Genomic DNA, 15,795 nt, shown 5'->3' with positions numbered 1-15,795 from the left:
ATTTTCACGGTCTATGGCAGCAATTATATCAGCTAAGAACATTTTTAAAGCATATAACGACCTAAAAGTTCTAAAAGGAGTTAATTTAACTATTGAAGAGAGCGAAGTCATTTCTATTGTTGGAAGCTCTGGAGCAGGAAAAACAACGCTTTTACAAATTTTAGGCACTTTAGATAAACCAGATTTTACAGCAGAAACTACCTTAAATATAAACGGCGTAAATATTGCTGATTTAAATGATAAGGAATTGGCGAAATTTAGAAATACTAATATTGGATTTATATTTCAGTTTCACCAATTACTTCCTGAATTTACGGCTTTAGAAAATGTATGCATCCCTGCTTTTATAGCAAATACTCCAAAAGCAGAAGCCGAAAAACGTGCTAAAGAATTGTTAGCCTATTTAGGATTGAGTGACAGAATAGACCATAAACCAAATGCAATGTCTGGAGGCGAGCAACAACGGGTAGCAGTAGCTAGAGCATTAATTAACAATCCTAAAATCATTTTTGCAGACGAACCTTCGGGTAATTTAGATAGTGAATCTGCAGAACAACTTCATAATTTATTTTTTAAACTTCGAGATGAGTTTAATCAAACTTTTGTTATTGTGACCCACAACCAAGAATTAGCAAATATGGCAGACAGAAAACTGTCTATGGTTGATGGGAATATCGTTTCTTAGAAATTGAAATGAAAATGTCACACTGAGCGCAGTCGAAGTGATTTCGAAGTTCTCAATGTGACAAAATATTCAGTAAATTTTTATGATTTCAAAAAGTCAATTAAAATCGTATTTAATTCGTCCGCGTGAGTCAAATTTAATCCATGAGGTCCATTTTTAATAATTTCAAATCGATTATTAGCAATACTTTTTGCTGCTTGATTTCCTGACGTTTCAATCGGTACAATATTATCTGCATCTCCATGTACAATTAAAGTTGGTACATCTACATTTTCTAACTCTGGTCTAAAATCTGTATCTGCCCAAGCAATGGCTGCTTGTATGGTTGCTCGTGGCGAAGCATTGGAGGCAATTTGCCAATCGTAGTGTAAATTTTGCTCTGTGATTTTATCTTTATTGTCTTCGTAATTGTAGAAATTTTTATGAAAATCTTTTAAAAAAGATACTCGGTTACTTTGCAAAGCATCCAGTATACCTTGAATGTCTTCTTCTGGTACACCATTAGGATTATCATCTTTTTGTTTTACAAGAGGAATAATTGAGCTTACAAGTGCTGCCTTAGAAATTTTATTTGATCCGTAATTGGTTAAATAACGAACTACTTCTCCTCCACCCATTGAAAAACCAACAATGACGACATCTTCTAAATCTAGTTGGTTAATTAATTCGTTTAAATCTGATGCTAATGAAGAATAGTCGTAACTGTTCCATGGAGCAGATGAACGTCCAAATCCTCGCCTGTCGTAAGCAATGCAACGGTAATCTTCTTCAACTAGCTTCCAGCGCTGTTGTTCCCAAGCTTTTGAGCTTAATGGCCAACCATGTATTAATATTACTGGTTGTCCTTTTCCGTAATCTTCGTAAAAAATATCTACAGATTCTTTACCTGACTTATTTGTTATAAATGGCATATTTAAAGTATTAATGGTTAATTTACTTCAATATGCTATTTAAATTTGGGTAAGGTTATCGGTAATAGATAAAAGGTTTGCTCTTTTACTAATCGTCTTTTCGTTTTGCCTTAAACACTCCATTTGGTTGAATAAACTTTACTCCTGAGATTTTTCCTTCAGTTTCAACAAATTCTACTTTATAACCATCTAAAATCTTAAGATTAAACATATTTTTAGCCACTGGCACCAATTCATATTCTGGTTGACCTTTAATAAAAGCGTATAAAATATTCTCGTTTTTGATATAAAATTTAGCTTCCATACCACCTAAATCATAAGTTCCAACGTATTGTCCTAAAGTTTCAGAATCAACATCTAGTGTATTTGGTGTGCGCTTAAATACTATTGCATCTGTCGTTGGCTCAATAGATGCGGTTAACGACTCAACATCTCCAGTTTCGTTGATTTTAAAATTAACTTTCAAAGATTTTCCAAACTCATCTTCATCAATCTTTCCTTCAGAATAATCTACCAATTCAAACGTGTCATAATGAACATGATGCAAGAAAAGTTTTTCGTTATTTAATGTTGTTACTAAAGAGTCGTTATCTAAAATAATCTCAAATTTTCCATAGCCTTTATTTTCATATAACCCGGTGTAATCAACACTTGCATGAGAAGGTTTTGTATTTTTTACATTAGAAAGTTCTGAGTCTTCCATCACTTCCTTTTGAGCTTTTAAAGCTTTTTCTAAATCTTCTTTATAGTTATCAGCCCAAGGTGTCTTTTCGACCTCTAAGATATAGTCTGCAATAGTATTTCTTACCAAACCAGGTACAGCCGATGCGTCTTGATTTACCAAAACCACAATACCTATTTTGTCTGAAGGATAAAAACCAACACTAGCCGAGAAACCGTTAATGTTTCCGCCATGCTCAACCATATAATGACCTTTGTATGATTTTAAAAACCATCCGTAGCCATAGTTAGAAAAATGTATGTCTGGTAATTTTTCGCTCGGTTTACCGCTAGATACAACTGCTTGAGAGCTAATAGCTTCTTGTATATAATCTTCTGGAATAATTTGTTTGCCCTTAAATTTTCCGTTGTTTATCCATGTAATTAACCAATTGCTTACATCATTAACGCTACTATTAATACTTCCTGCTGGCGACATACCAGCAATATCATAATAATCACTTTTCTCTATATTTCTATCTGAATCTAATCCATATCCAAACGCTGCGTTGCTACTCGATTTCATTCCGCTGATTTTAGTCTTAGAACGATTCATTTCTAAAGGCTTAAAGAATTTTTCCTCAATATTTTCTTCCCAAGTTTTATTTGTTAAACGCTCCGTAATTACGCCTTGTAATAAAAATCCAAAATTATTGTAATACCATTGTTGACGTACGCCAGTAAATGGTTCTTGATGTGCTATACGCATCACTAAGCTGTCTTTATTTTGGCTTGGAAAATAATACCAAGCTGCATCATGCCTGGGCAAACCTGTAGTATGGCGCATTAAATCTTTGATAATAATTGTATTGTTCATTTCATCATTAAAAAAACGAAGTTCAGGAACATGTTTTAGAGGACTATCATCAAACGATAGTTTTTTATCTTCTCTAAGCAAACCAAGTAAAGACGATGTAAATGCCTTTGTTGATGAACCAATAGCATAAAGTGTATTGGCATCTGCTGGTACTTTATTTTCAAAATCGCTATATCCAAATCCTTTAGCATAAATTATCTTATCACCTTCTACAACTGCGACTGCAAAACCTGGCGCTTTACTTGTCTCTAAAATAGAATTGAGCTGTTTTTCGACGCCTTTTAAACGTTTATCCGTTTGTGAAAACGTCAATAATGATATGCATAAAACTGTAAGTAAAATAGTAGCTTTTCTCATAATATTTCTGTGGTTGGTTGAAATGTATATCTCAATCAGTATAATGTAAAACCGAATTGTTACAGTATATACGTTTTATTTTTTTGAAATCATTTTTAGTGTAAAACCACCTAAAATTAAGATTACAATAAGCATAATAGCCCAAAGCCAATATTTGCTTTCAAAAAGTGAAGAACTATTTTCTGTATCTGATTTTTTAATGACTTTAATATTGCCTAAAGTTAAATTAGACAATTGTTTTGGAATGTTATTTTCAAATGTTTTAATGTCGTATCGCGGCAATCTTGCTTTTGAGTTTCCATATACTAGACTATAATTGGCATCTTCAGTAAATCTCGAAACCAATTGGTGTTTGTAACCCTTTACCTTGACTGATTGAATATTTAACGGTTGATTATCTGTATTATAAATAGTAAGCCTGAGCGCTTTTGACAAAACCGTTTCAAAATTAAAATTATTCTTTTCAATAGAATTTAAAGTGCCTCGAGCTAAAGTTCTGTAAGTATATTTAACACCTTTTTCAGTCTTTAAACTATCTGATATGTATTCTAATTTAAATGGTCGATAATAGTCAAAATCATTGGCTACAGAAATCTCCATGCTACTAATTGGCAATCTTGCATCGAGACTTATATCTAATACTGATGTTTTGTTTTTTTTATTAATTTGATTTGAAGATTTTGCAATAGTATGATTATCATAAACTCCTTCTAAAATTTGATTTTTAGAGATAGATGCTCTTATTAATTTTGGTTTTTTTGCAGAATTAATAAAGAGACGGTAATAACGATATTTTGCAGAATTGAATGATAAGGTGGTAAAACTATAATCAGTATTTACCGTTTTAATTGATAGAATACGATAATCATCTAAAATATTGAACCATTCGTTTTGGTTTTGACTACCTTCTAACTTAACGCGCCAATCAAAATTTTCAATACCAAATTTTAATTTAATTTGATTGATTAAATCTTCTCCATCCGTCTGAAATGTATAATAAAACCCTTCATCCGTTTTAGACTGATTAAAAATCTTAAACGGTATTGATTTATTTTCTACTTTTTTTGAATTGACTTTTAAAATATATGGCGCTTCAATAGTGTCACTCTCCGCAGTTATTCCGTATATTCTTAAATCTGCCAAATTAGATTTTGCTTTTCCAAACACAGAATTTGGTAAGATAATAGTATGCCAAGTTTCAGTTGGTTTTTGCAAATCTTGTTTGTAATTGTAGTCTTTCATTTGAGCAAATGAAAAACATACAAAACACACTAAAAATCTAAATATATTATGCTTTAACTTCATCGATAATAAGGTGTTTGTATTTGTTATACAAAAATGAAATGACTAATAATAAGATACCTAACGAAACAAAAACTATCGTTTTTGAAATGGTGTTTAAATGAACAATATCGTAGAAAAAAAGTTTTAATAAAGTAATGCCAAATAATCCAATGCCGCCAATTCGAAGATATTTTTTGTTTTTCCAAATGCCAAAAGCAATTAATAAGAAAGAATACACGCCCCAAAGAATACTTAAGCCCAATTTGTAAGATTGTTCGGAATTACCCATATCCATCCAGTGTATAAGCTCACTACTTAATACCCAAACGATAGATATATGAAGAAGCAAATCATAAGAAATTTTAAAACCTAATGTAGTACTTTTCTCCTTTATAAATCGATAGCAAGTATATAGACCAAGTGCTAAAAATAAAAATGAAATGTAGCGAATGAGAATATAAAACATACCGCTATTGTAATATTCTGAAGGATTTAAATAACTCTCTCTAAGCTCGCTAATACTATATAATCCTTGAACTAAAAAAACAAAAACACTTAAAACAGTTAAGCCCAAAGTAACAAATTTGAGTGTTTGATTTTTAATAAATTTACTATTGAATATAAATAAAAGCGATACAAATAATAAGGAATAATTTATTATCCAAATGCTTTTAAAGTCGTTTAAATCGTAATCTCTAATGGTTCTATTTGAAAGAATTCCACCTTCAAAATTTAGTTTAGACTTTGCTACTAATTGATTAAAATAATCCGCTAATTCTAAACGAAATGCCATATAAACTGAAAATAATAAAATCGACGGGATAGCAAAATTCATTATAGTTTTCCAAAAACCATTATTTAAAGCAGGTTTATATATTTTCTTTTGCCCAATATAAACGACGAAAGCGATTGACAAAATAAATAATATAGAACTTAAAAAGTTAATATTTAATAGCGGTAAATGAATTTCTTTTGACGAATAAAAATAAGAGCCATACGTCATTGACCAATCTTGTAATAGACTAAAAAACGCTAAAAACATCAAAGGATAAGATAATTTCTCATATACTGGAACAGATTTTGAACGTCCAATCCAAAATAATAATGCCGCTAATGCCGACCATAGTAATGTTACCCAATTGCCATCTAATTGTACAGGAATAGCAATTGTTATAAAAACAAGAACTAAACCTGAAGCCAAGTAAAACAAACCCTTGTCTCCCAATTTTTGCTTATATATGAGAGTAGCAACTATAAAATGAATAATAGCATTACCAAGTGTAAATAATCCCAAATAATCCTCGCCGATTTTGCTAATACTTAAAATTGCGTAACCAAACGAATAAAAAATAAATGAGTTTGCTAAAAGTAAAATGATATCACCAAAACCATAAGTCTCTTTTTTAACCATTTTATAAGCTAAAAATGTGACATAAAAAATGATAAAGAAAAGTGTCAAAAAGGATAAACCTAATGCAAAATGCATATCAGTTTCATAATCAAATATAAACCAACTCGAAAAAATGAGCCAAGTAAAACAAAAGGCCGAATAGTATAGAGATTTCCAATATTTTTTAAATGAAGTAATTAAAATACCAACGTTGATAATTGCTATGTAACTAAATAAAATTTCGACACGACCAGAATCATTACTCAATAAAAAAGGAACAGCGTATGCACCAACCAAACCTAAATGCGAAATAATTTGACGGTTGTAATTAATAGCAGCAACTACCGTAAAAATGGTAAACAACACCATTAAAGCAAAAGCAAAAACTTGTGGAATTAAATCATAAAAACTATAGGCAAAAAAGGTGATAAAGTAAAGGATAACTGTAGCTCCACTTACTAAAACTGCACTGTAGGATTCGTAATTTTTCTTTAATCTTATTCCAAAACCTAATAATGCAATAGCAGATAGATAACCTAAAATAATTCGTGTTAAGGGACTTATTAAATCATTTTCAATGGAGTATTTTGCACCAATAGCAACACCTATAACGGTTATAACTATTCCGATTTTATTTAACAGATTTTCACCAACAAACTTTTCTAAGTTAGATTTTGACTTTGGTGGTTTTTGACGAATTGGTTCAGAATATGACGGTTTTTCAGCTTTAGTTACTTCTTTAATTTCTTCAACAATTGATTCTGGTTCTATCTCAACCTTGGGAGTTTCAATCTGTTCAATTATTTCAGGTGTTTTAATTTCTGAATCTGGAGTTTCAATTTGTTCCGTAAGCTTTTCTGACTCAGGAATTATCGAAGTTTGAGTTTTTTCTCGGATACCAGAAGTCTTCAATCGATACAATTCTTCTTTTAATCTGTCAATTTCTGAAGTAAAATCTGCTTGTTTTTTATAAAGGTGCTCTAATTTTTCTATCAGCTTTAAAATAATATCTTGATTGTTTGCCATGCGTTTTCATTCTAATTAAATAAAGAATGCTAGGCTAATTTAGGCTTTTATTATTAAAAGCAAACAATTGATTTTGTAGATTTTACTCTACGGTTTCACCGTGTTGACTTAGGTCTAATCCACGTTCTTCTTGGTCTTCTCGCACGCGCATTTTCAATAGTTTATCTACCAAAAAGAATAATAAATAACTACCGCCAAATGTAAAAATCGCAGTTAAGACTAATGCGATGATATGATAATAAAACGTTTCTGTTTCGCCATAAACCAATCCCACTTCTTTAGCAAAAACAGCTGTTAAAATCATACCAACAACACCACCTATTCCGTGTGAAGGAAAGACATCTAAAGTGTCGTCAATACTTGTTTTATTTTTTAAGTGAATCATCCAATTAGATATGATTGCAGCTACAAAACCTATTAAAACAGACTGTCCGATATTTACAAAACCTGCTGCTGGTGTTATGGCTACCAAACCAACAACCGCACCTATACAAGCGCCAATTGCTGACATTTTGCGTCCCATAAAACGTTCATAAAATAACCAGGCTATCATTGCGGTTGCAGATGCTACATTGGTATTTGCAAAGGCAATCACAGCATCACCATTAGCGCCAAGTGCGGAACCAGCATTAAAACCAAACCAACCAAACCAGAGTAATCCCGTTCCTAAAATTACATAAGGCACGTTGGCGTGACTCTCTTCTGCTTTTTTTCGTTTTCCTAAGTAAAGAGCTCCAGCTAAAGCTGCAAAACCTGCGGACATATGAACTACAGTTCCACCTGCAAAATCTAAAACGCCCCAATTTCTTAATAATCCATCAGGATGCCATGTCATGTGAGCTAAAGGACTATAAATTAACAAACTAAACAAAACCATAAATAAAATATAGCTTCTAAAACGGATGCGACCTGCAAAGCTTCCCGTGATTAACGCTGGAGTGATTATAGCGAATTTTAGTTGAAATAATGCATATAATAAAAAGGGAATCGTTTCAGAGAAATCTGGATTCGGTTCAATACCAACATTTTTAAAGTTTAAAAAAGTTAGCGGGTTGCCAATAATTCCGCTAATACTTTCTCCAAATGCCAAACTAAAACCTACTATAACCCAAAGCACACTTATAACTCCAAGTGCTACGAAACTTTGAAGCATTGTAGAAATGACATTCTTCTTATTAATCATTCCGCCGTAAAAGAAAGATAATCCTGGTGTCATTAATAATACAAATGCACTAGCAACAAGCATCCAAGCTGTATCAGCTTTATCTATTGTTGACGATAATTCTTGGTAACTCGATGCTGTAAATGCACAAAATATAACAATAAGTGTTAATGCAATGAAGTTGATTTTTTTTCCCATGACAGAAATAAATATAATTGGTTGGTTTTTTAAACGCTAGCAAATTAGGATTTATCGGTTTGAATATCAATGTAGATTTCGTAAAAATTAACTCATAATTTTCTTAATTCAATAATCTAGTTAACGTTAATTTGATGTCAAATTGCTATTACAAAAGTCTCATAAATTGTAAATTTGCGCATCATTAAAAATCTAGAATAATCATGACATACAGAATAGAAAAAGACACAATGGGCGAAGTTAAAGTACCATCAGACAAACTTTGGGGTGCGCAAACAGAACGTTCTAGAAATAATTTTAAAATCGGTGCACCTGCATCAATGCCTTTAGAAGTTGTTTATGGATTTGCCTATTTAAAAAAAGCTGCTGCTTACACCAATTGCGAGCTTGGAGTTTTAACTGAAGAAAAACGCGATTTAATTGCGCAGGTATGTGATGAAATTTTAGAGGGAAAACATGATGACCAATTTCCTTTAGTCATTTGGCAAACTGGTTCTGGTACACAAAGTAACATGAATGTTAACGAAGTAATTGCCAACCGAGCACACCAAATAGCTGGTAAAGTTATTGGCGAAGGCGAAAAAACCATTCAGCCTAATGATGATGTAAATAAATCGCAGTCATCAAACGATACATTTCCAACCGGAATGCATATTGCAGGCTATAAAAAAGTAGTTGAAACTACGATTCCTGGAATTATTCAATTAAGAAATACACTTCACAAAAAATCTATAGAATTTAAGGATGTCGTAAAGATTGGTCGTACGCATTTAATGGATGCAACACCATTAACATTAGGCCAAGAATTTTCAGGCTATGTATCTCAACTAGACCACGGATTAATTGCTTTAGAAAATACTTTAAAACACTTAAGTGAACTTGCACTAGGCGGAACTGCAGTAGGAACAGGCTTAAATACACCCGAAGGTTATGACGTCTTAGTCGCAAAATATATCGCAGATTTTACAAATCATCCTTTTATAACTGCAAAAAATAAATTTGAAGCGTTAGCAGCTCACGACGCTATAGTCGAAACTCATGGTGCATTAAAGCAAATTGCGGTATCTTTAAATAAAATTGCCAATGATATTAGAATGATGGCATCTGGACCACGTTCTGGTATTGGCGAAATCATCATTCCAGCAAACGAACCAGGAAGTTCAATCATGCCAGGAAAAGTAAACCCAACTCAGTGCGAGGCATTGACAATGGTCTGCGCACAAGTTATGGGCAATGATGTTGCAATCACTGTTGGTGGAACTCAAGGGCATTACGAGCTTAACGTTTTTAAGCCAATGATGGCAGCCAACTTTTTGCAGTCTGCGCAATTAATTGGTGATGCTTGTGTAAGTTTCGATGAGCATTGTGCTTCTGGTATTGAACCTAACCATTCGGTAATTAAAGAATTATTAAATAACTCTTTAATGCTTGTAACTGCTTTAAATACAAAAATTGGTTACTACAAAGCTGCTGAAATAGCAAATACAGCGCATAAAAACGGAACAACTTTAAAAGAAGAGGCTATTTATTTAGGGTATGTTTCTGCTGAAGATTATGACGAATGGGTAAAACCAGAAAACATGGTTGGTAGTTTGAAGTAATTCATAATATCATAAAAAATAATTTCGAGTGGTAACCGAGAAATACGTTAAATATGTATCTCGACTACCGCTCGTTTTCATTTACAGCAAATTTTATTATTATTTTTCGTAACTTGAAATACACAACCAAAACCAAATCAACTTTTGTCCATTCTTATAAAAAATATAAAGCAACTCCTTCAAGTTCATGAAAATAGCGTGAAGATTATTAAAGGTCCAGCCATGAAAAAATTGCCTTTAATAGAAAATGCGTATCTCTATATTAAAGACGATACGATTGTAGAATTTGGTAAGATGGAGAATTTTAGTGGCGTCGAAGCTGAAACAGAAATTGATGCTACAGGAAAAATTGTTTTACCATCTTGGTGCGATTCTCATACACACATTGTTTATGCAGGTAATAGAGTTTCGGAATTTGTTGATAGAATAAATGGGTTGAGTTATGCTGAAATTGCAAATAATGGCGGCGGAATTTTAAATTCGGCAAAACAACTTCAAAATACATCTGAAGATGATTTATATAAGCAGGCAACAAAGCGATTAAACGAAATGATTGCTCTGGGAACAGGTGCTGTTGAAATAAAAACAGGATACGGTTTAACTGTTGAAGCCGAATTAAAAATGTTAAAAGTCATTAAACGTATTAAGCAAGATAGCTTGGCTAAAATTGCTCCTACATTACTAGCTGCGCATGCGATTCCTTCAGAATTTAGAAACAATAAAAAAGCCTATGTCGATAAAATTATTAATGAATTAATACCAAAAGCGTCTGCTCTACGAATTGCAAAATTTATCGATGTGTTTTGTGAAGAAGGTTATTTTTCTGTTGAAGATACCAAGAGAATTCTTGAAGCTGGAAAAAAATATAACTTCAGACCAAAAATTCATGTCAATCAATTTAATATTCTTGGTGGTGTAAAATTGGGAGTCGATAATAACGCCCTTTCTGTCGATCATTTAGAAGAATTGAATAATAAAGACATTGAAGCTTTAAAAAATACCAACACAATGCCAGTTGCTTTGCCTGCTTGTTCTTACTTTTTGGGTATTCCATACACACCAGCGAGACAAATTATTGATGCTGGTTTGCCACTAGCCATTGCCACAGATTACAATCCAGGCTCAACACCTAGCGGTAATATGAATTTTGTGGTTAGCACAGCTTGTATAAAATTAAAAATGACACCAGAAGAAGCCATTAATGCTGCTACTGTAAATGGTGCATACGCTATGGGTTTTAGCAATATGTATGGCAGTATTACGAGAGGTAAAAAAGCCAATCTTATTATTACAAAGCCAATGGATAGTTATGCGGAAATTCCGTATGCATTTGGTACAAATCCAATCGACCAAGTGATTATTAATGGACAGGTTTGGGTATAAAAAAACCTGAAGCTGTTCGTCTGACTTCAGGCTTTTTAAACTAACCAACCAATATTAAATCTCTATTTTAGAGTAAACTCTGATGTAGAGATTAAATCTTTTTCGTTAAATACGTTTACGATGTAACGTCCTTTTTCAAACTTTTCGTCGCCGCTTGGAGCTACAAACTCACAAACGTTAAGATTTCTATTTTCGTAATTAAACCTACTTATCAAAGTGTAGTTTAATACTTTATCTTCAAACTCTACTTGATTATTTGCACCCAAAACATTATCATTTGGGTCAATAACCTGTATATATAATTCTTTATCTCCGGCATCTGCGAGTGTATTTCTAGCTACGGTATAACAAACTCTAATTTTGTCACTACGTCTCGCGCGCTCTGTAGGAATAAGTTTCCCGCTACTTCTTTCAATGACTCCAAAACCCTTAAGTCCAATAGTTTGCAAAGCGCCTGCATCTCTTACCACATCAGCTAATTCTGTATTTTGTACTAATAAAGAATCTGTAAAAGCCGAACGTTCAGCTAACTGAATTTGTGTACTATCTAATGAGGTTGCTAATAATTCATTTTCTACTTTAAGACGGTCGTTTTCTTCTAACAAAACATCCATCTCCTTTTGTAATGCTAAATATTTCTTTTTATATCTCCAAAGGCTATTTACGCTTGTTTGAGACACTTTTAAAGAATCCATTAAACCTTGTATTCTTTCACGTGCAGCAACTAAATCTTTGTTTGCAATCTCGTTTTCTCCAATGGCTTCATCGTACTGTTTTGCCATTGCAGTAAGGTCGTTCATGACCTGTTGCTTTTCCTTTACTAAAACGGCTTCTGTCTCCTTTTTGTCACTGTATAATTTAGAAGCGTAAAAACCTGTTGCTAAAAATAAGGCAAGTAAAATTCCTAAACCGACCTTTAAACCGATGCTGTTGTTTGTGTTACTCATAATTAATGTTCTAAGTTATTTTAATTTTTGTTGAACTTGATATGTCGAAAAAATTTCAACATCTCAATCTTTAATTCTATTAATTGTAATTTCTATTATTTAAATTCGATATCAAATTACGATGCCATGCATAATTTAAAACTTTTAACGTCTAAAAAACGCGACGCTATCGTGGCAATGCGAAAAGGTGAAACCAAATTTGGAGAACGTATTCGGTTGATTGACAACCTCACTAACATTTACGAAAACATTTCAAGTTTGGACGTCGACTATGTAATATTTGGTATTTCTGAAGATATTGGTGTTTATGCAAACCACGGTAAACCAGGAACTTATCGTGCATTTGAAGCTGCAATAAAAGTTTTGTTAAATACACAAACTAATGCATTTATAGAAGCTGAAAAAATTTTAGTTTTAGGAAATTTAAATTATTCTGAAAAACAAAAAGAGCTTAGGAAAAGTAGTCTGTCAGAAAAAGAAAAGATTGATTTAGCCCGAAAAATGGTTGAAGCCATTGATAAAGACGTGACGTATTTAGTACATAATATTATTAAAGCAGGAAAAAAACCCATAATTATTGGAGGTGGACACAACAATGCATACGGCAACATAAAAGGCTCATCTCTCGCTTTAAATAAAACTTTAAATGTTATTAATTTTGATGCGCATCACGATTTTAGAATGCTAGAAGGCAGACACAGTGGTAATGGTTTCAATTATGCACATCATGAAGGTTTTTTACAAAACTATTTCATCTTTGGATTGCATGAAAATTATATTTCGCAAAACAGTTTAGAAACTTTAAATACTACTGAAGGTGTAAATTTTAATACGTTTGAAGCACTAGAAATTAGAAAAGAATTAAAATTTAAATCTGAAATTAAAAAGGCTTTAAAACATATATCTGACTCTGAATTTGGTATTGAAATTGATTGCGACGCTATTAAAAACATACCCAGTAGTGCCAAAACGCCCAGCGGATTTTCAGTAACAAAAACGAGACGATTTATTCACGCTTTTGGTTCTCACAAAAACGCTACGTATTTACACATTTGTGAAGCCGTACCAAAAAAGAAAACCGAAACCCAAGTCGGAAAGCTCATCTCCTATCTCATCACCGATTTTTTAAAAGCCCATGCAAATAGAAATAGTTAATTATAAACCTGAATACGCAAAATACTTTTACGATTTTAATATCGAATGGCTACAAACATACTTCTATGTTGAGCCTTATGACGAAGAAGTTTTAAGCAAACCTGAGAAATACATTATCAAAAAAGGCGGTCACATATTTTTCGCCAAATATAAAAATCAAATTCTTGGAACCGTTGCGCTAATGCCAACTGAAGATGAAGGAATATTCGAATTGACAAAAATGGCTGTTTTGCCCGAAACTCGTGGTCAAAAAATAGGGCAAAAATTATTACAATGCTGTATTGAATTTTCTAAAAAAAATAAGTTTAAAGCACTTATGCTTTACTCTAATACCAAGTTAGAAAACGCCATTTATTTGTATAAAAAATATGGATTTATTGAACTTCAACTTGAAGAAGATAATCCTTATGAACGCGCAGATATTAAGATGCTTCTCAATTTTTAATTATACATTATAAGTAGTTTTAATATAAGCAAATGCGGCGCTGATATCATCAAAAATATGCTCTTCTGATATTAAATCTGGAATAATATCAATAGATATTAATTTATCTTTAGGCTGCTCCTGTACTGCTGTTAATAACACGTTGATACCTTTTTTCTCTAAGTCTAAAACAGCATTTTCTAAAGCATACAAGCCAGATTGGTCTATGTATGGCACACGGTCCATTCGTATAATTAAAGCTTCAATCTGTTCTGGAATATTATTTATTTCATCTTGAAAATGAGAGGTAAACCCAAAAAATAATGGTCCATATAAATGTTTTATATAGACTTTATCTTTATATCGCTCATAAAAATCTTTTTCGTCTTGCCAAGGTTTTTCACCATCAAAACCAGCTAAGGTGCCAACTTCTAATCCTTTTTCACCAATATCGCTAGAGCGTTTCATAAATAGTAATGAAGCCAACAATAAACCAATACCTACAGCTTGTATAAGACTACCAAATGTTGTAATTAATAAAACGATTACAAGTACGACAGCATCAGCTTTTGGTACACGGATTAGATGTTTAAGACCTTTAACATCAATAATTTTAAAACCAATTGGGATTAAAAGACCAGCTAGAACTGATAACGGAATATATGCTGCTAATGCCCCAAGTCCTAATAATACGGTTAGCAAAAACAATCCATGAATAGTACCCGAAAGGCGTGTACGACCACCAGAATTAATATTTACAACTGTTCCTTTAGTAGCGCCAGCACCTGGAATACCTCCAATTATAGCCGCTAAACTATTTCCTATACCTTGACCTATCAGCTCTCGATTACTGTTATGTTTGGTCTTTGTCATGTTATCGGCAATTACAGAAGTTAATAATGAATCTATGGAGCCTAAAACAGCTAAAACTAATGCATATTCCGCAATAAGACCGTAGGCATTTGCATCAACAGAAAATATACCTCCAATTTGCAGTGAAGGTAATCCTGAAGGAATTTCTCCAATAATTGGCACATCCCAACCTGTAAAATATCCAACTAAAGTTGCTGTGATTAAAGCAACCAATGCACTTGGAATTGTTTTAGTAATGTATGGAAAAACATAATATACAACCACAGTAATTGCTCCAAGAATAAGAGCATAGACATTAAAGTCTGAGAATAGCCTAGGAAAATCTTGTATAACCAACCATGTTGATTTTGCAGATGACAATCCTGCAAAAGGAAACAACTGTAATATGATGATAATTAATCCGACACCGCTCATAAAACCAGATACAACCGGATACGGAAAATATTTTACATAACCCGCAATATTTAGAAAACCAAAAACAATTTGAAAAATTCCGCCTAAAAGAAATGTGAGTACAATTATGGGCATTGCAGCTTCTAAACTTCCAGTTAATTCAATTGCGCCAGCTACTAAAGCAGCCGAAACAACTGTCATTGGTCCAGTTGGTCCACTTGCTTGAGTAGCCGTACCACCAAATAAAGCTGCAAAAATACCAACAGCAATTGCTCCATAAAGTCCTGAAATTGCGCCTAAACCAGACTGAACTCCAAAAGCCAAAGCCAATGGTAATGCCACAATACCTGCGACAAGTCCACCCATTAAATCTCCTTTAAGATATTTTGCGTTGTAAAATTTTGATATCATAATTTTTATTTAAAAAACTAAGATAGTAATTGCTTTTTAAGAAAATTAGAAATTAAAT

At 32.7% G+C, this 15,795-nt stretch carries 12 protein-coding genes; 5 read left to right on the top strand and 7 right to left on the bottom strand.

Translation table 11 applies throughout. The annotated features are described in order from the left end of the window. Window positions 1-22: 22 nt before the first annotated feature. A complete protein-coding gene (locus ACFQ1Q_RS00595; RefSeq protein ID WP_386127509.1) occupies window positions 23-685 on the top strand; it encodes an ABC transporter ATP-binding protein in 663 nt (220 codons plus the stop codon). 80 nt (window positions 686-765) lie between these two features. Here ACFQ1Q_RS00595 and ACFQ1Q_RS00590 read toward each other — a convergent pair whose 3' ends face one another. From ACFQ1Q_RS00590 to ACFQ1Q_RS00570, 5 genes are all read right to left on the bottom strand, one after another. After that, window positions 766-1,596, bottom strand: a complete 831-nt coding sequence (locus ACFQ1Q_RS00590; protein ID WP_386126898.1) for an alpha/beta fold hydrolase — start codon at window positions 1,594-1,596, stop codon at window positions 766-768. A gap of 88 nt (window positions 1,597-1,684) precedes the next feature. Beyond that, window positions 1,685-3,490 carry a serine hydrolase gene (locus tag ACFQ1Q_RS00585; protein ID WP_386126896.1) on the bottom strand — a complete coding sequence of 602 codons (1,806 nt, stop codon included), beginning with the start codon at window positions 3,488-3,490 and terminating at the stop codon, window positions 1,685-1,687. A 75-nt stretch (window positions 3,491-3,565) separates the two neighbouring features. Continuing rightward, entirely contained in the window at window positions 3,566-4,732 is a 1,167-nt protein-coding gene (locus tag ACFQ1Q_RS00580) for a DUF3999 family protein (protein ID WP_386126894.1), read from the bottom strand. A gap of 46 nt (window positions 4,733-4,778) precedes the next feature. Then, a complete protein-coding gene (locus ACFQ1Q_RS00575; protein ID WP_386126892.1) occupies window positions 4,779-7,190 on the bottom strand; it encodes a DUF2339 domain-containing protein in 2,412 nt (803 codons plus the stop codon). Window positions 7,191-7,272: 82 nt separating this feature from the next. After that, entirely contained in the window at window positions 7,273-8,550 is a 1,278-nt protein-coding gene (locus ACFQ1Q_RS00570; protein ID WP_386126890.1) for an ammonium transporter, read from the bottom strand. A 203-nt stretch (window positions 8,551-8,753) separates the two neighbouring features. On the opposite strand from ACFQ1Q_RS00570, the gene fumC reads away from it, so the two are divergent. Together fumC and hutI are read left to right on the top strand one after the other, a co-directional pair. Further along, the gene (gene fumC / locus ACFQ1Q_RS00565) at window positions 8,754-10,151 is read left to right on the top strand and encodes a class II fumarate hydratase (protein WP_386126888.1); all 1,398 of its coding nucleotides are present in this window, start codon (window positions 8,754-8,756) and stop codon (window positions 10,149-10,151) included. Between the two features lie 144 nt (window positions 10,152-10,295). Further along, entirely contained in the window at window positions 10,296-11,534 is a 1,239-nt protein-coding gene (gene hutI, locus ACFQ1Q_RS00560) for an imidazolonepropionase (RefSeq protein WP_386126886.1), read from the top strand. Window positions 11,535-11,596: 62 nt separating this feature from the next. Here hutI and ACFQ1Q_RS00555 read toward each other — a convergent pair whose 3' ends face one another. Beyond that, window positions 11,597-12,481, bottom strand: a complete 885-nt coding sequence (locus tag ACFQ1Q_RS00555) for a chromosome partitioning protein ParA (protein WP_386126884.1) — start codon at window positions 12,479-12,481, stop codon at window positions 11,597-11,599. Between the two features lie 126 nt (window positions 12,482-12,607). Between ACFQ1Q_RS00555 and ACFQ1Q_RS00550 the strand changes: the two genes are divergently transcribed. Next, window positions 12,608-13,636 carry a formimidoylglutamase gene (locus ACFQ1Q_RS00550; protein ID WP_386126882.1) on the top strand — a complete coding sequence of 343 codons (1,029 nt, stop codon included), beginning with the start codon at window positions 12,608-12,610 and terminating at the stop codon, window positions 13,634-13,636. Beyond that, on the top strand, window positions 13,617-14,081 hold the full coding sequence (locus ACFQ1Q_RS00545; protein WP_386126880.1) for a GNAT family N-acetyltransferase: 465 nt from the start codon (window positions 13,617-13,619) through the stop codon (window positions 14,079-14,081). The genes ACFQ1Q_RS00550 and ACFQ1Q_RS00545 overlap by 20 nt, the downstream gene beginning before the upstream one ends. Here the strand turns inward: ACFQ1Q_RS00545 and ACFQ1Q_RS00540 are convergent, their stop codons facing one another. Continuing rightward, a complete protein-coding gene (locus ACFQ1Q_RS00540) occupies window positions 14,082-15,737 on the bottom strand; it encodes a SulP family inorganic anion transporter (protein WP_386126878.1) in 1,656 nt (551 codons plus the stop codon). Window positions 15,738-15,795 lie beyond the last annotated feature (58 nt).

It is taken from the genome of Winogradskyella litorisediminis, assembly GCF_042675765.1.
Taxonomy (GTDB): Bacteria; Bacteroidota; Bacteroidia; order Flavobacteriales; family Flavobacteriaceae; genus Winogradskyella; species Winogradskyella litorisediminis.
The sequence above is the reverse complement of the archived record's forward strand: the minus strand, read 5'-3'. Positions and strand labels throughout refer to the sequence as shown.